At 68.3% G+C, this 23,887-nt stretch carries 23 protein-coding genes; 15 read left to right on the forward strand and 8 right to left on the reverse strand.

Annotation, left to right across the window (positions count from 1 at the left end; translation table 11 throughout):
- Positions 1-136 precede the first annotated feature (136 nt).
- The 4 genes from G448_RS16765 to G448_RS0113405 all read left to right on the forward strand — a co-directional run bounded on the left by G448_RS16765 (position 137) and on the right by G448_RS0113405 (position 3,005).
- Complete coding sequence (locus G448_RS16765; RefSeq protein ID WP_211228023.1) at positions 137-553, forward strand: hypothetical protein; 417 nt, start codon at positions 137-139, stop codon at positions 551-553.
- 5 nt (positions 554-558) lie between these two features.
- A complete protein-coding gene (locus G448_RS0113395) occupies positions 559-1,863 on the forward strand; it encodes a hypothetical protein (protein ID WP_245572348.1) in 1,305 nt (434 codons plus the stop codon).
- On the forward strand, positions 1,860-2,396 hold the full coding sequence (locus G448_RS0113400) for a hypothetical protein (protein ID WP_245572349.1): 537 nt from the start codon (positions 1,860-1,862) through the stop codon (positions 2,394-2,396). The genes G448_RS0113395 and G448_RS0113400 overlap by 4 nt, the downstream gene beginning before the upstream one ends.
- 63 nt (positions 2,397-2,459) lie before the next feature.
- The gene (locus G448_RS0113405) at positions 2,460-3,005 is read left to right on the forward strand and encodes a hypothetical protein (RefSeq protein WP_245572350.1); all 546 of its coding nucleotides are present in this window, start codon (positions 2,460-2,462) and stop codon (positions 3,003-3,005) included.
- 12 nt (positions 3,006-3,017) lie between these two features.
- Here G448_RS0113405 and purD read toward each other — a convergent pair whose 3' ends face one another.
- A complete protein-coding gene (purD, locus tag G448_RS0113410) occupies positions 3,018-4,349 on the reverse strand; it encodes a phosphoribosylamine--glycine ligase (RefSeq protein ID WP_026408394.1) in 1,332 nt (443 codons plus the stop codon).
- An 875-nt stretch (positions 4,350-5,224) separates the two neighbouring features.
- On the opposite strand from purD, the gene G448_RS18300 reads away from it, so the two are divergent.
- From G448_RS18300 to G448_RS0113430, 3 genes are all read left to right on the forward strand, one after another.
- On the forward strand, positions 5,225-5,476 hold the full coding sequence (locus G448_RS18300) for a hypothetical protein (RefSeq protein ID WP_156911056.1): 252 nt from the start codon (positions 5,225-5,227) through the stop codon (positions 5,474-5,476).
- Positions 5,477-5,537: 61 nt separating this feature from the next.
- A complete protein-coding gene (locus G448_RS0113425; protein ID WP_026408395.1) occupies positions 5,538-5,735 on the forward strand; it encodes a type II toxin-antitoxin system VapB family antitoxin in 198 nt (65 codons plus the stop codon).
- A complete protein-coding gene (locus G448_RS0113430; RefSeq protein ID WP_245572351.1) occupies positions 5,729-6,109 on the forward strand; it encodes a type II toxin-antitoxin system VapC family toxin in 381 nt (126 codons plus the stop codon). The genes G448_RS0113425 and G448_RS0113430 overlap by 7 nt, the downstream gene beginning before the upstream one ends.
- Positions 6,110-6,131: 22 nt before the next feature.
- On the opposite strand, the gene G448_RS16770 is transcribed toward G448_RS0113430, so the two are convergent.
- Both G448_RS16770 and G448_RS0113440 read right to left on the reverse strand, forming a co-directional pair.
- Positions 6,132-7,283: a hypothetical protein gene (locus G448_RS16770; RefSeq protein ID WP_245572352.1), complete on the reverse strand. Its 1,152-nt coding sequence runs from the start codon at positions 7,281-7,283 to the stop codon at positions 6,132-6,134.
- 219 nt (positions 7,284-7,502) lie between these two features.
- Positions 7,503-9,350, reverse strand: coding sequence for a phosphoenolpyruvate carboxykinase (GTP) (locus G448_RS0113440; protein ID WP_026408397.1), 1,848 nt, complete (start codon positions 9,348-9,350; stop codon positions 7,503-7,505).
- A 165-nt stretch (positions 9,351-9,515) separates the two neighbouring features.
- Between G448_RS0113440 and G448_RS16775 the strand changes: the two genes are divergently transcribed.
- From G448_RS16775 to G448_RS16785, 5 genes are all read left to right on the forward strand, one after another.
- Positions 9,516-10,349 carry an LppM family (lipo)protein gene (locus G448_RS16775; protein ID WP_211228024.1) on the forward strand — a complete coding sequence of 278 codons (834 nt, stop codon included), beginning with the start codon at positions 9,516-9,518 and terminating at the stop codon, positions 10,347-10,349.
- Positions 10,350-10,380: 31 nt separating this feature from the next.
- Positions 10,381-11,298 carry an LppM family (lipo)protein gene (locus G448_RS16780; protein ID WP_051269092.1) on the forward strand — a complete coding sequence of 306 codons (918 nt, stop codon included), beginning with the start codon at positions 10,381-10,383 and terminating at the stop codon, positions 11,296-11,298.
- Positions 11,299-11,469: 171 nt separating this feature from the next.
- Positions 11,470-12,354 (forward strand): LppM family (lipo)protein, encoded by an 885-nt coding sequence (locus G448_RS0113455; protein ID WP_026408398.1) that lies wholly within the window; start codon positions 11,470-11,472, stop codon positions 12,352-12,354.
- 188 nt (positions 12,355-12,542) lie between these two features.
- Positions 12,543-13,412, forward strand: coding sequence for an LppM family (lipo)protein (locus tag G448_RS19065; RefSeq protein ID WP_026408399.1), 870 nt, complete (start codon positions 12,543-12,545; stop codon positions 13,410-13,412).
- A gap of 112 nt (positions 13,413-13,524) precedes the next feature.
- A complete protein-coding gene (locus G448_RS16785) occupies positions 13,525-14,190 on the forward strand; it encodes an LppM family (lipo)protein (protein ID WP_051269094.1) in 666 nt (221 codons plus the stop codon).
- 154 nt (positions 14,191-14,344) lie between these two features.
- Here the strand turns inward: G448_RS16785 and G448_RS0113470 are convergent, their stop codons facing one another.
- Positions 14,345-15,631, reverse strand: coding sequence for an adenylosuccinate synthase (locus G448_RS0113470; RefSeq protein WP_026408400.1), 1,287 nt, complete (start codon positions 15,629-15,631; stop codon positions 14,345-14,347).
- Positions 15,632-15,977: 346 nt separating this feature from the next.
- Here G448_RS0113470 and G448_RS17200 point away from each other — a divergent pair, with 346 nt between their 5' ends.
- Together G448_RS17200 and G448_RS0113480 are read left to right on the forward strand one after the other, a co-directional pair.
- Positions 15,978-16,697, forward strand: coding sequence for a TetR/AcrR family transcriptional regulator (locus tag G448_RS17200; protein WP_026408401.1), 720 nt, complete (start codon positions 15,978-15,980; stop codon positions 16,695-16,697).
- Positions 16,694-18,199 carry a carboxylesterase family protein gene (locus G448_RS0113480; protein WP_026408402.1) on the forward strand — a complete coding sequence of 502 codons (1,506 nt, stop codon included), beginning with the start codon at positions 16,694-16,696 and terminating at the stop codon, positions 18,197-18,199. The genes G448_RS17200 and G448_RS0113480 overlap by 4 nt, the downstream gene beginning before the upstream one ends.
- Before the next feature lie 93 nt (positions 18,200-18,292).
- Here G448_RS0113480 and G448_RS16800 read toward each other — a convergent pair whose 3' ends face one another.
- Together G448_RS16800 and fbaA are read right to left on the reverse strand one after the other, a co-directional pair.
- Positions 18,293-19,561 (reverse strand): hypothetical protein, encoded by a 1,269-nt coding sequence (locus G448_RS16800; RefSeq protein WP_156911057.1) that lies wholly within the window; start codon positions 19,559-19,561, stop codon positions 18,293-18,295.
- 655 nt (positions 19,562-20,216) lie between these two features.
- Positions 20,217-21,266, reverse strand: a complete 1,050-nt coding sequence (fbaA, locus tag G448_RS0113490) for a class II fructose-bisphosphate aldolase (protein WP_026408403.1) — start codon at positions 21,264-21,266, stop codon at positions 20,217-20,219.
- Between the two features lie 277 nt (positions 21,267-21,543).
- Here fbaA and G448_RS0113495 point away from each other — a divergent pair, with 277 nt between their 5' ends.
- Positions 21,544-21,996 (forward strand): Hsp20/alpha crystallin family protein, encoded by a 453-nt coding sequence (locus tag G448_RS0113495; RefSeq protein ID WP_026408404.1) that lies wholly within the window; start codon positions 21,544-21,546, stop codon positions 21,994-21,996.
- 195 nt (positions 21,997-22,191) lie between these two features.
- Here G448_RS0113495 and G448_RS0113500 read toward each other — a convergent pair whose 3' ends face one another.
- Together G448_RS0113500 and pyrE are read right to left on the reverse strand one after the other, a co-directional pair.
- Positions 22,192-22,944 (reverse strand): TrmH family RNA methyltransferase, encoded by a 753-nt coding sequence (locus G448_RS0113500; RefSeq protein ID WP_026408405.1) that lies wholly within the window; start codon positions 22,942-22,944, stop codon positions 22,192-22,194.
- Between the two features lie 309 nt (positions 22,945-23,253).
- On the reverse strand, positions 23,254-23,823 hold the full coding sequence (pyrE, locus tag G448_RS0113505; RefSeq protein WP_026408406.1) for an orotate phosphoribosyltransferase: 570 nt from the start codon (positions 23,821-23,823) through the stop codon (positions 23,254-23,256).
- Between the last annotated feature and the right edge of the window lie 64 nt (positions 23,824-23,887).

Consider the following 23,887-nt stretch of genomic DNA (forward strand, 5'->3'; position numbering starts at 1 on the left):
ATCGCTACCGTGAGTCGCGTTTGCCATGCTCTGAATGTCCTTTGAATATCCTGAGTGTTTTCGGCGTTTCGCACCGCTCAGGATTGCTCCTCACCGTCCTCTCACTGTCCCTGCACCCTTCGGAAGGCGTGCGGCAATGACCGCGAATATCCACATCATTAACGGCGACCTGGAGATGGCGGCCGCCTCGATCGACTCGATTCGCGACGGTTTCCACGGCCTCGACGCCATCGGAGCCATGAACGGCGCCGAGTCGGCGATGCCCGCCTCCGCGAGCTCGGGGGCGGCGAGCGGGGCCGCCGCGGCTCTGAACGATCTGACGGCCGCCCTGGTCGGCCGGTACGGGAGGACGAGCAGCGGCACGCGCAGACTGCTGTCCATCCACCGCAGCAACGACGAGGCGGTCGCCGCGTCCCTGCCCGGCCCGTCCGGGCCCACGGCGGAATCGACGAGCCAGTGGGCGCGCGAAGGGGCTGGACTGAGCCGATGGCGACCTGGGCGAATGTATGCGAATGGCGCCCCGAGCCATTGGAGGAGTCCGCGGAGAGTCTGAGAACGATGCACGGCACGCTGACGCACCTGCGCGAGGACGCCCAGCTGACGCTCGCGCGGGTCGCGTCCCGGGGCGAGGCCGTGGACGCGGCGCGTGCGGCGCTGCGCACGTGCATCACCTCCCATGGGGAGCACATCGACGTGGTGACTCGCCTCATGACGGCCACCCGTGAAGCCGGAGACGGGGTCGCGGCGGTCAGGCGGAAGGCGCTCGCCTGCCTGGACTACGCCGACGCCCACCCTCAGGTGGTGCTCGGCCCGGACGGGGCGGTCACCGTAGCGCCCACGGCGAGCGGGACGGGCGCCGGCGGGACGCCGCCGACCGCCGATGGCAGCACCGCCGATGCGGGTCAGGCGCAGGCGCAGGCCGCCGAGCTGTCGACCATGGTCTCGTCCACCCTCGCTCTGGCAGACCAGGTCGACGCCGACTACACCCAGTCCCTGACCATGGTGTCATCGAGCGCGCAACCGGCGTCATCCGCACCCGACTCCTCCTCGTCCGATAGGGCCGATAGGGCTGACGACCCCGACACACTCGCATCTCGAGGGGGCCGTCTCGTCCCCTACGGCGGTCGGCGTCCGAGCAAGGATGGCGAGGAGGGCGGGAGCAGTGACGACACCACGGGCCTGGGAGATCCCGTTCCCGGCGAGCACGCGGACATGCCCGGCGTGGATCCGTGGCAGTACCCGGGCGACTCCGATAATGAGGGCTCCGGCCAGTACAGGCAACGTCCTCCGACTCCGCGCGACTACGCCGTTCACGAGGCCGCCACTCTCGCCGCGGGGACGTGCGCGTCGATGTGGCCGGACGCCTCGAAGAACCTCTACCACTACCTGCAGAACACCGGCAGCCACCAGGACATGGACGTCGATGGCATGCTGAACGACCTGCCCAGTCTTGACAATGATACGCAGACAGCCGTGACTACTATGGCAGGTCAGGCGGTCGATGATGCGCAGGCCTCGGGATACACCGGGCCGATGACCTATCCGTTCAATACCCCGTGGGAGCATGCGGACGCCAATCCTATCGAGAGCGACAACTGGTTCTACGCCACCGGCGGCTACCAGCGTGCCACGGACGGGACCATCACCGTGTACCCTCCTACCGACGGCAACTCGGAGTGGACCTACTCCTACGACTACCGCGCCCACACCGCCGACCGGTACAACTGGGACGGCGATAAATCCACCGAGATCTTCGGCATGACCATCACCGACAAAGAGTTGCAGGAGCTCCATCGGGCCGGGCTCGCTCAGGAGTACGACATGAGCGGGGAGTCCTCCGTCCGCCACGGGACCGGGCCATGAGCCGGCCGCGCCCACCGGCGGTGGCCGGCACCGTCCTCGCGTTCGCCCTGCTGGCGGCCTGCGGCGGCCCATCGACCCCGCGCACCACGACCACCACCCAACCGGCACCCACCCAGGAAACCCAGGAGGCCACAGTGGCGGTCACCCAGGAGGGCGCGCCCTACCCCGCGGACATGGACCACCTGGACGACATCCTGTCCATCGGCAAGGGCCACCAACTGCCCGACAACGCCCACGTGCTCTCCGTGGACCCCGCCACCAACTACGCCAAAAACAACCCAGGCGGCTGGGGCTACATCATCGCCTTCACCGCCACCGACCAGGCCATCCGCGACTACGTCACCAACAACACCGGCTATCTCGGGAAGAATATCGAGATATTCCCACAATCAAGACCCGACGACATGCGCCTGGAGGACGTCGACCTGTCCACCATCGCCAACCCCTGGAACACGGGATTCGATGACACCACCCTCCTCCTCGAGCGCCCCCTGGGACGCGGCTGGCTCATCATCCGCGGCGGATCCCGGTAAAGCCCGCACACCCAAGGAGTACGACATGAGCGGGGAGTCCTCCGTCCGCCACGGGACCGGGCCATGAGCCGGCCGCGCCCGCTGAGCCCACCGGCGGTGGCCGGCACCGTCCTCGCGTTCGCCCTGCTGGCGGCCTGCGGCGGCCCATCGACCCCGCGCACCACGACCACCACCCAACCGGCACCCACCCAGGAAACCCAGGAGGCCACAGTGGCGGTCACCCAGGAGGGCGCGCCCTACCCCGCGGACATGGACCACCTGGACGACATCCTGTCCATCGGCAAGGGCCACCAACTGCCCGACAACGCCCACGTGCTCTCCGTGGACCCCGCCACCAACTACGCCAAAAACAACCCAGGCGGCTGGGGCTACATCATCGCCTTCACCGCCACCGACCAGGCCATCCGCGACTACGTCACCAACAACACCGGCTATCTCGGGAAGAATATCGAGATATTCCCACAATCAAGACCCGACAATATGAGCCTGGAGGACGTCGACCTGTCCACCATCGCCAACCCCTGGAACACGGGATTCGATGACACCACCCTCCTCCTCGAGCGCCCCCTGGGACGCGGCTGGCTCATCATCCGCGGCGCACCCCGGTAAAGCCCAACGCTGTCACCGACCAGCGGCAATGTCCGTGCGGTACTGGCCGCCGTCGAGGTGGATGCGGGACATGGCTTCGTAGGCGCGCTCCCGGGCGGTCTGGACCGAGGACCCGAGCGCGACCACGGACAGCACGCGCCCTCCGGCAGCGACCAACCGACCGTCGTCATCGAGGCCGGTACCGGCATGCAGGATGTGAATACCGGGAAGAGCCTCGGCCTCCTCGACTCCCGTGATGAGGCCGGCAGTGAGGTCAGCAGAGCCAGCGGTTTCAGTGGCCTCGACGGCCCCGGCAGAACCAGTGGACCCGGCGGAGCCGGACGGCATCGATACGGCGCCGGGGTAGCCGGGAGCCGCCAGGACCAGGTCGACGGCGGCCTGCTCCGACCAGGTCGGCGCGGGCGCCTCGGCGAGGCGGCCGGTCGCGGCGTGGTGCAGCAGTTCGGGCAGGGAGGAGGTCAGACGCGCCAGGACGACCTGGGCTTCGGGATCGCCGAAGCGCACGTTGAACTCGACGACTCGCGGGCCGTCGGCGGTCAGCGCCAGCCCGCAGTAGAGCAAGCCGATGAAGGCGGTGCCGCGCCGGGCCATCTCATCGACGATGGGCTGGGCGATCTCGCGCACGACCTGCTCGGCCAACTCCTCGGGAGCCCAGGTCAGCGGTGAGTAGGCGCCCATCCCGCCGGTATTGGGTCCGACGTCGCCGTCGCCCAGACGCTTGAAGTCCTGCGCGGGGGCGAGCGGATGGACGGTGGCGCCGTCGCATACGCAGAAGATGGAGACCTCCGGACCGTCGAGGTAGTTCTCGACGAGGACGGAGCCGTGCTCCTCGGCGAGTCGGGCCCGGCCATGATCCATGGCGGCAACGCGATCGGAGGTGACGACGACACCCTTGCCGGCCGCCAGACCGTCCTCCTTGACCACGTACGGAGGGCCGAAGCGGTCCAGGGCCGCATTCAGCTCGGCCTCGGTGGTGCACACGACGGCGTCGGCGGTGGGCACGTCGGCGGCGGCCATGACCTCCTTGGCGAAGGCCTTGGACCCCTCGAGACGGGCGGCCTCCGCGCCGGGGCCGAAGACGGGGATGCCGGCCTCGCGCACGGCATCGGCCACGCCCGCGACGAGTGGCGCCTCCGGACCGACGACGACGAGCTCGGCACCCATCTGGGTGGCGAGCTCGACGACTTCCGTGGGACTGGTCGGATCGATGGCGAGATTGGTGGCGATCTCGGCGGTACCGGGGTTGCCCGGGGCGACGACGAGTTCGCTGGTGGCTGGGTCTGAGGCGAGGCACCGGGCCAGAGCGTGCTCCCGCGCGCCGGAACCGAGAAGCAGGATCTTCACGTCCCCAGGTTAGCGGCCCTGCCGCCCGTGGTCGCGCCCACTCGGATCGTGACACGGCGGTGGACCGCACGCGCCCCGCCCGCTTCGCCGAGATCGGTCCGGTTCCGGCTCGAGATCGGTCTGGTTCCGGCTCGAGATCGGTCTGGTTCCGGCTCGAGATCGGTCCGGTTCCGGCTCGAGATCGGTCTGGTTCCGCACCGAAATCGGTCCGGCCCCATCTTTCGTTGGATCGCTCACGCATCTCATCGGCCCAGAGATTCACTGATGAGTGACTCGGGCGGGAGAATCCGCCCCTGCGTCCCCTCCGAAATTATTCGAATGCGGAGCTCGTGTGCCACGAGTCGACCATGCTGCGATCCTGCGGGGCCGAGGTTGATTGCGACATCGCCGTCTTCCCTTCCGACCTCTCGCCAGACAAAATGATACCGAGTTCATCATCGATGTAACGGCGCACGTTGGCCGCATCCTTCCCCGCGCAGCGAGGCTCATCCCCGGACGGTACCCAGACCTTCGCACGCTCCACCCACGACCTTTTCATCGGCTTTCCGGACTTCCCCGATTTCCTCCACCGATTTCACCAACACCTCAAGGAGCTCCGCGTGTCCGACGAAGACCCAGGAAACCTAATTGTCTCGCCTTCAGAAATCACAATACCCTCAATCGGGAGCGGCGTCGTGGGACACCCGGTCGCGTACGGTTTTCCCGCGAAACCAAACCGATCTCGATGCGGAACCGGACCGATCTCAGCGAAGGGGGGGGATCCCCGTAGGAGCGGCAGTCGGCCACGATGTCGCCGTCCGACCAAGAGCACAGCCCGGCCGGAGTCACAGCCCGCGGGCCCCTCAGCGAGGTGCGACTCCGCCAAGGTAGCCCCCATGAGCCAGGCGGTTATCGTCATGGTCCGCTGGACCGCGGCGGGTCTGATCACGTCCACGCTGGGCGATCGGATGACGGCCTACCGCAAGCGGAAGGCCGGCGAGCAGAAATCCGCCACCCGAACCACCACCTGCCGGAATGGCACCTCCCATGGTCGCCCCTCCTCCACGACGAAGGAGGGCCGACCCGCATGCTGCCGCCAACCGCGGGCGCCGCGCACACCTCCGGTCCCGCGGAGCGCGAACTGGTGACCACATCGCATGCGCACTACAATCTGCACCATATGATGACGTTCATGATGTAGGAGTCACCATGCGGACCACCGTGACACTCAATGACGACCTCATCGCCAGCGCCCAGGAGCTCACAGGCATCACCGAGCGCACCGAGCTGCTGCGAGAAGGGCTGGAGACCCTGGTCAGGGTGGAGAGCGCGCGCCGCCTTGCGGCTCTCGGCGGTTCCGACGCGGAGGCGAGTGTCTCGCCACGACGGCGGAACGATCCATGGTGATCCTCGTCGACACCTCGGTGTGGATCGACCACCTCCACCACACGAACCCGAAACTTCGGGACCTGCTGCACCACGACGAGATAGGTGTCCATCCACTCGTCATCGAAGAACTGGCGACGGGATCGCTGGCGGCCAGGGACGACACCCTGAGATACCTGTCATACCTCCATCGATTCCCGGTTCTCTCACATGAGGAGCTTCTTGTCCTGGTCAGAACCCATGCGCTGTGGGGACGAGGCCTCAGCCCGGTTGACGTGCACCTGCTTGGCTCCGTAGCGCTGGTTCCCAGCGCACTGCTGTGGACTCGAGACAAAAGACTGTTCCGGGCGGCGGAGGAGCTGGAGATCTCCTATCTCGGCGGCTCCACCGCGTGAGGATCGATACACCAGTCGCACGCTAGCCTCGACGCGGGACCGCCATGCCCATGCCTTTCTCAAGAATCTCGCGTTCTCGCTGCATGCTCTCGTCCCGCACGGGAACATACCGACCGCTCTCACGGGTGGCGCCGTACGCGACGCCCCAGAGCCAAATGGCCTCGCACCGGGCCACCAGCCTCTCCTGTCGTCGTTGGAAACCGCCCCACGTGACGCCGGCGCCATCCAGGGCGATACCCCGTCCGCCGGCGCACGCCAGGAAGATCCTGTCCCCGACGACGAACAGGCCGGAGCGGGACTCCGGCCACGCGCAGGACTTCCCACCAGCGCGGATCTCCTTGTCATCAACGATCACCCGTTGAAAGCACCCATAGATCCTGTACAAGGGAGGGGCCATGGACAGGGGACCGAGAATGAGGAATAGAACTGCGTAGAAACGGTCGGATGCGCTCAGCGGCGAGGACTCGAAGAGCAACTGCTGACCACCCATCGCGAGGAGCAGAACCCCCAAGCCTATGAGGAACATGCCGCCATTGCAGAAATGCTCCTTGATCCTGCGCCAGGCCGGGACGCAGAACACGAGACGGCTCCTTTGCGCGATCTCATCGGCTCCATGGCTCTGACGCGCCCTCACCAACCCAGGATCCTCCCAGCCGAGGTCAGTATCCGACACGATCCAGCCTTGCCCGTCGACGTAATTCAACAGAGCCCTGAGAGCAGCGGATCCCCTTTTACGAGAGTCAACCAGAGTCGTACCGAGAACACAGCCGGGAAGCCTGATGACATCATCGAGATCACCATTAACGAGAGCGATCCGAGTTCGGTCGATTCCGCTTTCAGCCCCAGGGCCGCTCATATCAAACGTCGAAAGAGTGAGCCTCGAGAGCACCGACACCCAGGGACGCCGCTCCGTGAACAGCAGGCGCCTCATTTCAACGCCATACTCGCTCAAAACAGTCCTGCGCCGTAAAACGTTGACAGCCCAGACCGTCGGGATGCTGAGCAGCACAACAAATATCGCATCGTCAGAACGATCGAACCCGCTCGTCAACGGATCCAGCATCTGCAGGGCCAGTAGGGCCATCCAGATGGCTCCGACAACAGCCACAGGCACCGCAAGACACCGAATGAGCACTGAGCGCCGCAGGATCAGCCGCCCATCGGGCATCTGCATCGTCCACCCCCGCAGTGACGCATCCCCACCTGAGCGACCAACCGTGAAACCTCCGGAGGAGGACTTCCTCCCGCCATCGCCGGACATCCTCACGTGAAACCCCATCGCGCATCACCTCGCCCGCTCCATTGCAACAGAAAATGAAAACGGGGGCTCCGACCGGCGAAACGGTCGGAGCCCCGTCGGATCCTGCCCAGGACAGGAGGGAGTCAGCCGAGATCAGGCCTTCTTGGCCTCGGCGATGCGCTCGCGGAAGGTCGCCAACTGCTCCTTGACGGCAGCGGGCAGCTTGTCACCGAACTGCTTGAAGTACTCCTCGGTGTCGTCCATCTCCGCGGCCCAGGCGTCGGGGTCGATGTCGTACATCTTGTCCCAGGTGGCCTTGTCGACGTCGATGCCCTCGAGGTTGAAGTCCTCGAACTTCGGGTACAGGCCGGTGACGCCCTCCTCGGCCCCGACCTCGCCGCCGGCGCGGCGGACGATCCAGTCCAGGACGCGGGAGTTCTCACCGTAGCCGGGCCAGAGGAACGAGCCGTCCTCGTCCTTGCGGAACCAGTTGACCTGGTAGACCTTCGGGAACTTGTCACCCAGCTCCTCCTGCATCTCCAGCCAGTGGCCCCAGTAGTCGGCCATGTTGTAGCCGCAGAAGGGCAGCATGGCGAAGGGGTCGTGGCGGAGCGCCCCGACCTTGGCGTCCAGGGCGGCCGCGGTGACCTCGGAGGCCACGGAGGCGCCGATGAACACGCCGTGGGCGGGCTCGTACTGCTCGGCGACCAGCGGCACGTTGCTGGCGCGGCGACCGCCGAAGAGGACGGCGTCCACGGCGACGCCCTCGGGGGCCTCCCAGTCGGGGCAGATGATCGGGCACTGCGAGGCGGGCGTGGTGAAGCGCGAGTTCGGGTGCGCGGCCTTCTTGCCGGCCTCGGCATCGGCGGGCGTGTAGTCGTTGCCCTGCCAGTCGATGAGGTGCTCGGGCAGCGGGGCGTCGATGCCCTCCCACCACACGTCGCCGTCGTCGGTCAGGGCGACGTTGGTGAAGATGGAGTTGGCCTTCATGGTCTCCATGGCCATCGGGTTCGTCTTGTAGGACGTGCCCGGGGCGACGCCGAAGAAGCCGGCCTCCGGGTTGATGGCGCGCAGGCGGCCGTCCGGGCCGGGGCGCATCCAGGAGATGTCGTCGCCGACGGTCTCGACCTTGTAGCCCGGGATGGTGGGCTGGAGCATGGCGAGGTTGGTCTTGCCGCAGGCGCTCGGGAAGGCGGCGGTGACGTGGTACTGCTTGCCGGTCTTCTCGTCGGTCAGTCGCAGGATGAGCATGTGCTCGGCCATCCAGCCGTCGCGACGCGCCATGGTCGAGGCGATGCGCAGCGCGTAGCACTTCTTGCCCAGCAGGGCGTTGCCGCCGTAGCCGGAGCCGTAGGACCAGATCTCGTTGGTCTCCGGGAACTGAGTGATGTACTTCTCGTCATTGCAGGGCCAGGGGACGTCCTGCTCGTGCTCGGCCAGCGGCGCGCCGACGGAGTGCGCGCAGGGGACCCAGGTGCGGCCCTCGCTGATGAGGTCCATGGCCTTGGAGCCCATGCGCGTCATGATGCGCATATTGACCACGACGTAGGGCGAGTCCGTGATCTCGATCCCCAACTGGGAGATCGGGCCGCCGAGCGGCCCCATCGAGAAGGGGATCACGTACATCGTGCGGCCCTTGTAGGTGCCGTCGAACTTCTCGTGGAGGATCTTCTTCATCTCCACCGGGTCGTACCAGTTGTTGGTCGGACCGGCGTCCTCCTCCTTCTCGGAGCAGATGAAGGTGCGGGACTCGACCCGGGCGACGTCGCTGGGCAGCGACCGGGCGAGGAAGGAATTGGGGCGCTTCTCCGGGTTGAGGCGGGTGAACATGCCCGACTCGACCATCTCGGACGTCAGGCGGTCCCACTCCTCGTCGGAGCCGTCGCAGAAGTACACGTTCTCCGGCTTGCCGAGCTCGGCGAGGCGAACGACGAACGCGATGACGTCCTCAGGAGCGTTGGCCGGCGCAGCAGCGCGAACATCCTGCTCAGTCACAGTCATATGAGTCCCTTCCTTGGATTCTTGCGACTCTTACTGTCGACTCAATCCTCTCCCATCGGCCCGTTCGGAGCACGCCCCTTAGGTCCCATCGACACCACATCCGTCACATCCGTCACTTTCGGCTCGTGTTTCCGGACACATCCGCACCCGTGTAGCGTCGAAGCCGTGAAGACCCGACGTCGCACCGCCCTGACCACCGGAGCCGCAGTCGCGGCCGCAGCGCTCGGCCTGTCGGCCTGCACGGCTCGCATGGACATGACCATCGCCCCCTCCGATACCTACGACGCCACCCTCGTCATGCGCGATACGACCGGCACGGTGCTGACCGGCGACACCGACTGCCAGGACTACGCGGACCCCTCCCTCGTGGGCGTTCCCGCCGGCACCGCCGTCAGCTCGACGCCCGTCGGCTCGGTGGACGACGCCGAGGGCGTGGGCTGCGAGGTGACGGTGACGGGCGTCAGGATCCTCGACGCCGAGGAGGCGAAGGAGTCCGGCACCGCTCCCCTCGTCGCGCGCGACGGCGACCTCTACGTCGTCACCCTCTCGGCGGTGGCAGCCGGTCTCGACACGGCCCCGAACGGCTCCGCCGGCGCGGACTCGACAGCGGCGGGCACGGACTCCGCAGCCCCCTCCGCCCCCGCGCCCCCCTCCGCGTCGTCCGGCTCGCTCAGCTCCATCGTCGATGCTCATCTGTCGATCACCTTCCCCGGTGCCGTCGTGGATGCGGGCGGGGGAAGCGTCTCCGGGCGCACCGTCACCTGGGAGGGAGCCGACGCCCTCGCCAACGGCGTGAGCGCCTCGGGCTACGCGACGCCGAACGAAGGGGTGAGCGCCTGGAGCCGCTTCAGGCCGTGGGCCGTCGCCGGCGTCGTGGTCATCGGGCTCGGTGCGGGCACCGCGGGCGCAGTGCTCGCCATGCGCCGACGCCGGTCGGCCCCGCAGCGGGCATCGCGCGGCTCCGCGGGCGATCGGCGATCCGGCTCGAATCGGACGTAGCAGGAGGCGGGCCGACGTAGACTTCCTCACTATGCACGCTCCCCACCTTCTCCGCGGGCTCGGCATCGCCGTCATCGTGTCAGCCGTCCTCACCCTGAGCGCCTGCGGCATCAGTTACGACGTCACGATCCACGACGACGACACACTCGACCAGACGATCCTTATCTGGGACTCCGGAGGAGTGATGGGGAAGTCCGACTGCTCCGCGGAGGGAATGGGCGCCAGCGGCGCCACGGCCCCCGCCGGCGCGGACATCACCTACACCTTCACCGACCATAACGGGGATCCGGCCTGCCGGATAAGCGCACGGGGCATCCCCGTCTCGGAATTCAGCGGCTCGAACAATTCCATGTCCATCACGCACAATGATGGGAAGTTCGACGTCACAGTGCCGTCGGGCGACGCGAGCGCCAAAGCCCTCTACGACGACTCGGACTCCAGCTACTCGGTGACCTTCCCCGGAAAAGTCATCAAGGCCTCGGGCAACGCGACCATCGACGGCAACACGGTGACCTGGAACAACTATCTGGAGGAGAACGGAGACCTGCACGCGGTCGGCAAGGACTCTCCGGACCGGCCCTGGACGTGGGTCGCCATCGGCGTCGCGGTCGTCGCCGTCGTCGGAGGCAGCATCGTGCTGACCCTCGCGCTCACCACCCGCGGGAAGAGGCCGCCCGCCCAGCCCGGAGTGCCCGGGCTCGAGTACGCCCAACCCGCGCAGCCGGCCCCCGGCGCTCACGGTCACGTCCCGCCGGCCCAGCCCGACTACGGCCAGTTCCAGACACCCGCCCAGCCCGCCGCCGGCTACGCCGGGCCCTGGACGCCCCAGCCCGGCGGTCAGAGCGCCCCCGGCCACGTCCAACCCGGGCAGCCGGACTATCCCCAGCCCGGCGGTCAGAGCGCCCCCGGCTACGGGCCGTACGGCCCGTACAGCAATGGGCAATTCTGATGAATCGGTGAATCGACCGTCCCCGAGTCACGGTCGAGCACGATCGAGCACGATCAGCGCAGCCCTCATCCCGACTCCGATCGAACCCGGGCGCGGAGGGACGGCACGAGCGCGACAGGCGGAGAGTCCTACCGGTCAGCCCGGCGGGCCCCGTCCCGTAGACTCATCCGCATGCGCACCCTTCTCCGCAACCGCCTACGTCATCTGACAGCAACCGTCGCCATCCCCGTTCTCGCACTCGCTTTCGCACTCGTCGGCCTCGTCGGCGCCTCACCGGCCGTCGCCGCTACAGGAGACGTCACGAGCTCCTTCGATATCACCATCCACGAGAACGACACGTTCGACATCACCTTCACCATGAAGGTCGAAGGCGCGTCCCCCAGCCTCTACTGCACCAAGGAGCTGCTGGATCTCGACGACCCGGGTACTGACGTCGACGTCAGCACCCAGAGCGACCAATGCATCCTGTCCGCGACCAATGGGGACATCGAGAGCACGAGTGACGACGATGATTTGTCCATCAAGCACGAGGACGGCAAATACATCTTCAAGGCATCCAATTTCTCCGACCTGAAGGAGGCGAACACCTCCATGGCGGTCACGTTCCCCACCAAGGTCACGGACTCGGACAGCCATGCCACGGTGGACGGCAACACGGCCACCTGGTCCGATATCGGTTCCCTCACCTCGATCAACGCCGAGAGCAAGGACTCGTCGGGACTGCTCGGGATATGGATCATCATCGGTATCGTCGCCGCCGCCGTCGTCGGAGGCGGCATCGTGCTCATCATCGTACTCACCACCCGCCAGAAGAAGCAGCCCGTCGCACCGGTCGGCGCCTACGGCCAGCCCCAGATGCCCGGTCAGCCCGGGATGCCCGGTCAGGCGTCTCCCGGTTACGTCCAGCCCGGCGGCCAGCCGGCACCTGGGTTCGGCCAGCCCCAGACGCCCGCCCAGCCCGGGATGCCCCAGCCCGGGACGCCCGGTCAGGCGTCTCCCGGTTACGTCCAGCCGGGGCAGCAGCCGTACAACCCCAACGGCGAGGGACAGTACTGAACCCGTACTGAACCGCACCGCGTCTGCTTCACCGTCGTGTTCGCCCGGGTCCGGGCCGCTCGGGCCACTCGGGACCGGGGCGGACGCCCGTGCGGAGCGGTCGATGGTGGTCAGGAGTCCTCCGGATCATGGGGAGCCCGCAGCACGGCCGTGACCCTGGGTATCGTCATCCCGTAGAGTACAGGGCCATGCACCTCCCCCACTCCTTTCGACGGCTCGCCATGACTGCGGTCGTCCCGGTCCTCATCGGCACCGCCGTCGGCTCGCCGGCCGCGGCCACGTCCACCCCGAGCCCCGACTCGGACGGCTCCTACAGCTTCTCCGTCACGATCACCGAGGAGAGCCTCGTCGATGTGGATGCCACGGTCAAGGGCAAGCAGGTTGATTCAATGAACTGCGATACCGACGACATAGAGGATAGATTCAGCTCCAGTGTCAAGGTCCAGGCCAAGCTGGACTCCAAGAACGACACGTGCACGCTCAAGGCGAGCGGCATGACCGTCAGGGAGTTCAACAACTACTTCAGCGCAACGATCGAGCACGATAACGAGACCTTCTCCTACGAGGATCACTCATATCTCACCCGCTTCGACGAGGCGGAGATCTCGGTGACCTTCCCGGGCAAGGTCTCGCGGGTCTCCGGCGGTGGCAAGCGCTCGGGGAGCACCGCCACGTGGAAGAACGCCGAGAACGAGACCGCCACTATCGAGGCCATGGGGGCCGACCACGGCACGCCGCCATACCCCGCCATCATCATCGGCATTCTGATGGTCTTCGCGGCCGTCGGCGGACTGTCCTACTACCTCCTCGTCGTGCGCAAGAGGAAGCAGACGGCCTACGCCGGCCTCCCCATGAATCCCGGCGCGCCCCAGCCCGGTTACGCCCAGCCGGGCGCGCCCCAGCCCGGTTACGCCCAGCCCGGCGCGCCCCAGCCCGGTTACGCCCAGCCCGGCACGCCGCAGCCCGGTTACGCCCAGCCCGGTCAGCCCGGCACGCCGTTACCGCCCGCCCCGGCCCAGCCGACCGCACCGCCACCGCCCGACCCCGGTCAGGCCTGAGTCGGGCGGATCCGAGGCTCCCGCCGGGACCGGACGGACGAACCCCGGCGCGGCCGCCCGACACCCCGAGATGTCGAGCCGCCGGGCATGAGCCCCGGCATAAACTGCGGGGATGAGCTCCCTCATCAGACCATCCCGCACCGCTCTAACAGCGCTCGCACTGTGCGCGCTCGCACTGGTCGGCATCGTCCCCACCTCCGCGGCCGACATGCTGGACCCGCAGTTGAAGGCGAGCTATGAGTTCACGATTCATAAGGAGGAGACAGTCGACCTCACCGCGACGATGACCGCCGCCGGGCTGTCGGACGACAACTTCTCCCAGTTCTGCAAGAAGGAGAACTTCCCCACCTTCGAGGGCGCGACCCCGGACACCGTTGAGCAGATCGAGCAGGACGGGAAGCCGGCGTGCAGAATCTCGGTCGCGAACCTGTCGCCGGATGAGATGTCGAGCGTCACCTGGTCGGTGACCCACGAGGACGGCCGCTTCACCTTCTCCGCGACGACCTACGCCGATCTCGATGACACCACGATGACCGTGAACTTCCCGACCAGAGTCGCACAGGCCAACGCGGACGGGACGATCAACGGGAGCAGCGTGACGTGGACCGGGCTCGCCAGCAACACGGCGATCGAGGCCACGGCCAAGGACTCCTCGGGACCGCCCTGGATGTGGATCATCGCCGGCGTCGCGGCCGTCATCGTCGTCGGGGGCGGCGCAGCACTGGCCATCGTGCTGCGCTCCCGCGGGAGGAAGCCGGGCGGGCGACTGAATCAGTAGGCGATCGGAAGCCGAATCAGGCGGAGCGCGTCCATGCGGCGGCCCGGCGCCCGATGCGCCGGGCCGCCGCCGCGCGACGCATCATGACGCCGGCGGCCCGTCGTCGTGATGCCGGCGCGCCGATGGGTCCTTCCGGGTCCTTCCCGCGGCCGCCTCAGCCGAGCAGCGCGTGGCGCGTGATCGTGGCCTCCCGTCCCGGACCGACACCGATCGCGGACACCCGCGTGCGGGCGAGCTCCTCGATGCGCAGCACGTAGTCGCGGGCGGCGCGCGGCAGGTCGGAGAAGTCGCGCGCCCCGGTGATGTCCTCGCTCCAGCCGGGCATCTCCTCGTAGATCGGCCGGGCATGGTGGAAGTCCGTCTGGGTCAGCGGCATCTCGTCGGTGCGCGCGCCGTCGATGTCGTAGGCGACGCACACCGGGATGGTCTCGTGACCGGTTAGGACGTCGAGCTTGGTCATGACCAGGTCGGTGAGCCCGTTGACGCGGGCCGCGTAGCGTGTGACGACGGCGTCGTGCCAGCCGCAGCGGCGAGGGCGGCCCGTGGTCACGCCGTACTCCCCGCCCTCGGAGCGCAGGCGCTCGCCCATGGCATCGGTGAGCTCGGTGGGGAAGGGCCCCTCACCGACGCGAGTGGTGTAGGCCTTGACGACGCCGACGACGGAGTCGATGCGGGTCGGCCCGACCCCGGTGCCGGTGCAGGCGCCGCCGGCCGTGGGGTTGGAGGAGGTGACGAAAGGGTAGGTGCCGTGGTCGATGTCGAGCATGGTGGCCTGACCGGCCTCGAACAGGACGGTCCGGCCCTTATCGAGGGCGTCGTTGAGGACCAGGGAGCAGTCGATCATCATGGGGCGCACGCGGTCGGCGTAGGCCAGGAGCCCGTCGGCGACCTCATCGGGGTCGATGGCCGGGCGGTTGAAGATCTTGAGGAAAAGGCCGTTCTTCTGGTCGAGTGCGGAACGGATCTTCTGACGCAGGATCGACTCGTCGAAGAGATCCTGGACGCGCAGGCCCACGCGATTCATCTTGTCCGCGTACGTGGGTCCGATCCCCCGCCCCGTGGTGCCCAGCCGGCGGGCACCGAGGAAGCGCTCGGTGGTGCGGTCCAGCACCCGGTTGTAGGAGGGGATGAGGTGGGCGCCGGCCGAGATGCGCAGGGACGAGACGTCCTTGCCGCGCGCCTCGACCTCGGCGATCTCGCTGAAGAGCACGTCGAGGTCCACCACGACGCCATTGCCGATGATCGGGACGACGCGGGGGGTCAGCACACCCGCCGGCAGGAGATGGAGGGCGAAGGCCTCGCCGTCGATGACGACGGTGTGGCCGGCATTGTTGCCGCCATTGAATTTGACGACGTAGTCGACGTCCTGGCCGAGCTGGTCGGTCGCCTTGCCCTTCCCCTCGTCCCCCCACTGAGTCCCGACGACGACGACGGCTGGCATGGGCTTCTCCCCTGTTGTGACGGCAGCGCGGAAGCACCCGCACCGCGCACCAGCCTACCCGAGAGCGCCGCGCCCATGGGGTGCGAACGGTCCGCGCCCCGCGGGACGGCGCCTGCCGCCGCATTGCCGCCGAGCAGCAACTCCGGAACGGTCCGCGCCCCGCGGGACGGCGCGCGCGGAGCACGCCTGCTCGTCGTCGCCGATCCGGACGCCGCCGGACGACTCGCGGAGCGGGCCCGGGATATGACGACCCGCGGAATGGAGCCGGGATACCCGGTCTTGACGGGGCCGAACAGGAACCATAACATCGTTACTGTAGATAACGACGTTATTGACCAGGATCTCCATGAGTCGCAGTTCCGAGCAGACCAGGGCGCGCATCCTGGATGCGGCTATCGCCGAGTTCCGACACCGCGGGTACGCGGGGGCGAGCCTGCGCCGCATCGCCTCCGCCGCCCATGCGACCACCGGCGCCATCTACAACCACTTCGGGAGCAAAGAGGGACTGTTCGACGCACTCGTGGGCGAGTCCGCGGAGCGACTCGTCTCGGCGTGGGCCGCCGGCAGGACGGGGAGCGGCTCCGGTGGCCCTGGCCCCGCGACCGGTCCCGGCGGTGGCCGGGGCGAGACGGCCCCCGGATCCGATGGCGGTGCTGCCGACTCGGAGGCGCTCGCGCACTCAGTCGGCCGCACCAACGACCTCCTCGCTCTCATCTACGACGACCTCGACATCTTCGAGCTCCTCCTGTGCCATGCGACGGGAAGCCGCTACGAGCACTTCCCCGAGCAGCTGGTGCGGATCGAGGAGGAGGCCTACCGCAGCCTGCCCGGGCTGACGGACTCGCCGGCTGACCGGCTCTTCGCGCACTCATTGGCCTCCAACGGCCTCGAGGCGCTGCGCGCCGCGGTCGATCACGGCCTGACCCGGCAGGAGGCCCGGCAGTACATGGACCGGGTGACGCGCTTCCGTCTCAGCGGCTGGGCCGGACTCCTGGCTCAGTCCCCCAGCGCCCCGCCCGCCCCCGGCACTTCCCCCGACGATCCTCGGACAGGAGAGCGCTCATGATCCTCAGCACCGCCCTGGGACGCCTCACCGCGCAGCAGGTGGGACGCACGCGGACCGGGTCCCCCGTGATGAGAATCCTCGGCATCCCCTACGCGCGGGCCAGGAGATTCCGCTCCCCCGTCCCCGTCGGCGCTCCGTCCGGACAGGCCCCGGTCAACTCCGGCCTGGGCCACTGCTTCCCGCAGCGCCTCGTGCCCGGGGCCGTCAACATCGCTCTGCGTCACTTCCAATTGCGCCCGGAATGGCAGCCGCGCCACGACGTGATGGGCGAGGACTCCCTGCGGGTCAATGTCTGGACATCCGGAACCAGCGCACCCAAGCCCGTCCTCGTGCTCATCCACGGCGGGGACTGCGGCTCCGGGACGCTGCCGGTCTACGACGGCACGCACCTGGCCGAGCAGGGCATCGTCGTCGTCACGGTCACGTACCGCATCGGTGCACTCGGGCACCTGCACGTCGTCGACGGCGATCGGGTGAGCTGCGACCGCGGCCTGCTGGACCAGCAGATGGCGCTGCGATGGGTACGGGAGAATATCGGGGAGCTGGGCGGGGATCCGGACAGCATCACCCTCCTCGGGCACTGCGGAGGCGCCCAGTACGCCCTCTACCAGGCCCTCAACCCGGACAACGTCGGCCTGTTCCACCGGCTCATCCTGTGCAGCGGCCAGAGGGCCGCACCCGTACCGCTGGACCCCGATGACGAGCGCAGAGCCTTCGCGGACCTCCTGTCCGACAACCGTTTGTCGAGCTATCGGGAGCTGGTGGGACTACCGATCGAACGCCTGCTGCGCTTGCGGATGCCCCGGGCGAGTCTGTCCACCACCATGGACCGCCCCTTCTTCTCCACCGACCCGCGCGTCGTCCTGCACGACGGCGCCTTTCCCCGCCTGCCCGTCCTGATCGGGACCACGGCGGACGAGTTCTCGATGATCGAGATGCCCATGTGGTACAGGCGCATGGGCATCGCGACCCGAAGCCGGGATCTCACCCGGAGAATCAAGGAGGTCTACGGGCAGCACGGCGAGCGCATCGCCGCCGAGGTGCGGGAGGAAGCGGAGAGCGTCGTCGACCTCCAGATCCGGATGATGGAGCTTGTCGTCTTCCACGGAGCGGCTTTGAACCTCATGGACCGGTTCTCCCGATTCACCACGGTCTACGGGTATCGTTTCGAGGGCGTGCCCAGGGTGTACGGCGGACGACCCGGCTCCTACCACGGCGCCGAGGTGGTGTTCCTCTTCGGCACGCTCGACCGGATGCGCGTCCCGGTGACCGCGGAGAATCGCGCCGTCGTCGAGCGGGTCCAGAGGGACTGGCTCGCCTTCATGCGCAACGGCGAGATCCCCGACCGCCCGGTCTTCGAGCCGGAGTCCAGCCGCATCACCCGCTACTGCGACGACGGCGGGGTCCGCACGGCCGCGTTCCCGCACGCGGGTCTGCTGCGGAGTCTGGAGGGGACAGGACTATCCACCGACGTGGTGAACGCCTACATGCGGCGTCGGTGAGAAGGCGGGAGAAGCGCGTCGGGCGGCCGATCGGGCCGGCTCGTCCGCGGGAGGCGGCTCTCGCCGCTCCTCGGAGGCCGGGTCTCCCCGGCCTCAGCCCGGCATAGGCCTCAGCCCGGCACGGGCCTCGAAGACCTCGCGCTCGCGCTGCCAGTCGGCGAACCGCAGAGGAATGTAGCGACCGGACTCCCGGGTGGCGCCGTTGGCCGTACCCCAGCGCCAGATCTCCTCGCACTGCGACGCGGCCAGCGCCTCACGCCGTGCGAACCCACCCCGGCCACCGCCGGTACCCGGCAGAGGAACGGCACGCCCGCCGCCGTCCACCATGAAGACCCGATCCCCCGCCACGTACAGGCTGGAGCGGGACCCGGGCCACGGGTACTCCTTCCAGCCCGCACGAATCGCTCCACGGTCCACGATGGTTTTCCGGAAGAACCGGCGCATTCTGACCAGAGGAGTCATCACACCGGCCAGCCCCAGAACCAGGCCTCCGAGTCCGATGAGCACAGTCTTGGTGTCCCCTCCGGGCTGATGCAGGGCCAGGACCCCGATCACGCCGAAAACCACTCCCGCGCAGAGGAGGAGCAGGCCGCCGTCGAACAGGAACTCCCGCACCCGACGCCACGCGGGAGCGCCGTAGATCAGAGGCCCGCTCGCCGCGCTCCGAGCGGCTTGGATACTCCGGGCATTCCGGGACGCCTCCGCCAACTCCGGCTCCGCCCGCACGGTCCCGACGTCGGGGACGATCCACCCCTGGCCGACTGCGAAGGCCCAGATCCCCTCCAGGGCGAAGCGGGCCCTGGTGACGCAGTCCTTGCTGAAGAACCGGAAGGTCCCGCCGAAGATGCATCCCGGCATCCTCATGACGTCGTCGGGCCCGCCGTTGACCAGCATAAGCCGACATACTCTGTAATGAAATGAGGACTCCGAGGACTCCGGATTCGATAAATCGATCTCACGCTCCGAGAGGGCGAATCCCGAGCGCGTGGCCGGCCACGGCCGCCTCTCCGTGCGGAACAGGCGGCGCATGTCGATGCCGTGGGCGCTCAGAACCGTCCGGCACCGCAGCACGCCGGCCCCCCACAGCAGTATTGGGAGATTCACGAAGAAAAGAAGAAAAAGGGAGAAAACGGTAAGAGAATCCAGGGCGGTCCGTCCCGTGATCAGACCAACCAGCCACGGAATGGTGAACAACTGGATGAAGGCGGTGTGGAGCACAACGATCCCCGCGACGACCCGTGCCGCGATCGACCGGCGCCGGATGAGTCGGGGTCCCGTCGCGCCGCTCGTCTTCACCCGCGCCCAGCTCCTCAGGAAGGAGTCGAGGGCCTGCGGGGCGACATGGGGAGGAGTCCACCCCACGCCGTCTGCTTCCGGGAAATCAGCACTCCATTCCATATCGTTCTCCGTGAATAGTCGCTCGTCGGCCAGGAGATCCCGAACGGGCGCGGACCAGATTCATGTGTAAGACCCGAACGGGGTGCCCCACCGCCCTATTCCGGCGGTCGCACAATCGGGACCCGCTGGCCCCATGACTCATCCGTCCATTCCGGTCAGTCATCACTGTATCCTGATACGCACCCGATGGTTCGGCGCGGCGATGGGGACCGCTCCCCGAATGCGGGGCGCACCCCCGGCATTCGGCTCCGGGCGACCATCCGGGCCCGATAGGTCCCCGAATGCGGGGCGCGCCCGACGACGATCTTGACGGCCCGGCCCGCCCGTCGCGCTCGCTCTCCGGGCGCGGGTCGCGCCTCTCCACCCGATTGCAGCGGCGGACCACCGGTTCGGACCGATCTCAGTGCGGAACCGAACCGATCTCAGTGCGGAACCGAACCGATCTCAGTGCGGAACTGAACCGATCTCGAGCCGGAACCGGACCGAACTCGACGCGAGCCGGCACGGCACTGCCCCGGCACCCGCTGTGCGGCGGGTGCCGGGGCAGTGAGGAACCAGCGAGGACGCCGACGGCCGCGGGCCGGTCAGCCTCGGGCCGCTCCCCTGACGGGGACGGGGGTCACTTGGCCGCGGAGCCGACGGAGCCGAGGCGCTCGCAGGCCTCGACAACACGGGCGGCCATGCCCTTCTCGGCGGCCTTGCCCCAGGCGCGCGGGTCGTAGGCCTTCTTGGAGCCGACCTCTCCGTCGATCTTGAGCACGCCGTCGTAGTTCTTGAACATGTGGTCCGCGACCGGGCGCGTGAAGGCGTACTGGGTGTCGGTGTCCACGTTCATCTTGATGACGCCGTTGCGCACGGCCGTGGCGATCTCCTCCGCGGTGGAGCCGGAGCCGCCGTGCATGACGAGGTCGAACGGGGAGGACTTGTCCCCGACCTTGGTCTGGAGCCGGTCGCCGAGGCGCCCCGCGACCTCGTCCTGGATCTCGCCGAGGAGCTCAGGGCGGAGCTTGACGTGGCCGGGCTTGTAGGCGCCGTGCACGTTGCCGAAGGTCAGCGCCGTGGTGTAGCGGCCGTTCTCGCCCAGGCCGAGGGCCTCGACGGCGGCCCACGCGTCGTCGGCCGTGGTGTAGAGGTTGGCGTTCTCCTCGCCCTTGATGCCGTCCTCCTCGCCGCCGACGGCGCCGATCTCGATCTCGAGAATGGTGTTGGCCTTCTTGCTCATGGCCAGCAGCTCGACGGCGAGCTTGATGTTGTCGTCGAGGGACTCGGCGGAGCCGTCCCACATGTGGGACTGGAAGGCTGTGGGCTCGCCGCGCTTGGCCTGCTCGATCTCGATCTCGAGCAGGGGCTTGAGCCAGGTGTCGACGAGCTTGCGCGGGCAGTGGTCGGTGTGGAGGGCAACGATCCCCGGGTAGAGGTCGGCGACCGTGTACGCGTAGGCGGACAGGGCGAGGGAGCCCTTGACGCGGTCGGCCCGCGAGGAGCCGGACCAGTATGCGGCACCGCCGTTGGAGACCTGGATGATGCCGTCGGACTCGGCGTCGGCGAAGCCCTGGAGGGCGGCGGAGAGAGTCTGCGACGAGGTGACGTTGATCGCGGGGATGGCGTACTTGCCGGCCTTCGCGCGATCAAGCATATCGGCGTAGGACTCCGGGGTTGCAATAGCCACTGTGTGCCTCCTGATAGTCAGTGAATGGGCAGTGGTGTGTTCTCGATTCTTCCACGGATCGGGGCGACCGGGTACCGGATCATGGTCCCGGATCGGCCGCGCGCCGGGCACGGCCGGTGGTCACGCGCTCCACTCTGAGCGATACTCCTTAGCACTCTCCGGTCAAGAGTGCCAGAATCGAGGTGTCCGGAAGGGGCGCGGGAAGCGCCCTTCCGGTGCTGCTCCGGACGGTCCGGCGCAGTGACCGCATGAGAGACCGCATAGAAACCGCATGGAGATGGTTGACATGGCGACAGCAGCATCCTTCGACCCGTTCCGCGACCTGGACCGCCTGCTGACGGGCGGCATGGTCCGCACACCCGCGTCCGTGGGCATGCCCCTCGACCTGTACCGGAAGGGCGAGTCCTTCATCGCCCGCATCGACCTGCCCGGCGTCGACCCGTCGACGATCGACGTCGATGTCGAGGACCGCACCCTCACCGTCCGCGCCGAGCGTCCGGCCGAGGAGTCCGACGGCGTCCAGTGGCTCGCCCATGAGCGCCCGTCCGGGACCTTCGCCCGGCAGCTCACCCTCGGCTACGGGCTCGCGCTGGACCGGATCTCGGCCCGGTACACCGACGGCGTTCTCACGCTCACGATCCCGGTCGCCGAGGAGGCCAAGCCCCGCAAGATCGAGGTCACGCACACCTCGCCCTCGCACCCCGTGATCGAGGGCGGTGACGAGGCCTGACGCCTTTCGGCGTCCGCAACTGCGCGGGCCGTCGACGCCGGGGACGGCGGCGGCGGCCCGCCGCGCGTCATGCGCGGAGCGCGCGTGCAGCCTCCGATCGGGTGGGCCGGGGCCCGCCCCCGGGACGTCTCGCGACGGGCTCCGCCGTCGTCGAGAGTCGAGGTCATATGGGCGCCCGGCATGCCGGCCCGCGTTTCAGTCCGGGGCCGGCCCACCATGCTGAAGGACCCAGGCGTGCATGGCGACGGCGGCCGCCGCGGCCACATTGATGGAGCGCGTCGAGCCGTACTGGCCGATGCGCAGCAGCCTGGAGCACCCGGAGAGCAGTGCGGGCCCGATCCCCTCCCCCTCGGAGCCGAAGATCATGAGGCAGCGCTCGGGAAGGGGCTCGCCCTCCAGTCGCCGAGAGCCTGGACCGTTGTCGATGGCGACCACCTCGTACCCCGCCTCAGCGGCCCAGGCGAGCAGCTCGGCGGGCTCGGGATGATGGCGCACATCGAGGTACCGGTTGGTGACCATGGCGCCGCGCTTGTTCCAGCGGCGTCGGCCGACGATGTGGACTCCGGCGACGTTGAAGGCGTTGGCCGTGCGCACGATGGAGCCGATGTTGAGGTCCTGGCTCACATTCTCGATGGCGATGTGCAGTGGATGCGCCCGGGCGGCGAGGTCGGCGCGGATGGCCTCGACGCTCCAGTAGCGGTAGCGATCGACCACGTTGCGCCGGTCGCCCACCGCGAGGAGCTCGCGATCGTAGCGGGGGTCGGTCGGCCAGGAGGCCTCTGCGCCGGGCCAGGGCCCCACGCCCACGGCGGAGGCGTCCAGGTCCAGCGGACTGGTCCGGGACCGGTGCTCGCCCTCGGGCAGATCGCCCACCCGCTCCGGGGCACCGGCACTCGCAGCCGCCCGCGTCCTCCGAGCGGGGGCGGCACGGCTCGCGTCATGAGTCATGGCAGTATTCTGCGCCCCGAGTGAGAGTCTCCCGCTCTCGCGCCCCGTCGTCGGACACGAGTACCCGCGCGTCAACCGGGGAGCAGGCAGCACATCCTCGACCATCCGCGGTTCGTCCACCGAGTACCCGCGCGTCGACCGGGGAGCAGGCCGTCGTCGCGCACGGCGAACGGCGACTCCCACGCACTTTCACGGTGGCCGCACCGCCGCACCGACGATCGGCGCGATTCCGAGGATCCGTCACAGGCCTGAGCCGGGTCGAGCGCAGAAGTGCGTGAGAGCATCAGTTCTCGAACGCCGAACGGCCCCTCAGCCGAGTCCGAGGTCGGCCAGGCCCAACGCGGCGTAGTAGGGCAGCCCCTTCGGCTCGATGCGTTCGCGCGCACCGGTGTCGCGGTCCACGACAACGGCCACGGCCAGCACGGTCGCCCCCTCCTCCCGCAGCGCCTCGACCGCCTCCAGCGGGGAGCCACCGGTGGTGGAGGTGTCCTCAAGGACGACCACCCTGCGGCCGGAGACCTCCGGCCCCTCGATCCGACGCCTCATGCCGTGGTCCTTGGCGGCCTTGCGCACGACGAAGGCGTCGAGGTCCAGGCCGCGCGAGGCGGCGGCATGAAGCATGGCCGCGGCCACCGGATCCGCTCCCATGGTCAGGCCCCCGACGGCGTCGACGTCGTCCGTGCTCAGACCGGCCTCCTCAAGCATGTCGAGCATGACGTGGCCGATGAGGGGGGCGGCATCGTGGTGCAGGGTCGCCCGGCGCATATCGACGTAGAAGTCGGACTCGGCGCCGGAGGCGAGGGTGACCCGGCCGCGCACGACGGCGAGATCGGTGACGAGCCGGGCCAGACGGACGCGCTGGGAGTCGTTGGTACTCACGGGCTCAGGCTAGGCGACCCGGCCGCCGAGATCATACTCGGCTCCCGTAGCGGCATGACGCGAG

Origin of the sequence: Actinomyces gerencseriae DSM 6844 (assembly GCF_000429265.1) — a bacterium.
GTDB classification, from domain to species: domain Bacteria; phylum Actinomycetota; class Actinomycetes; order Actinomycetales; family Actinomycetaceae; genus Actinomyces; species Actinomyces gerencseriae.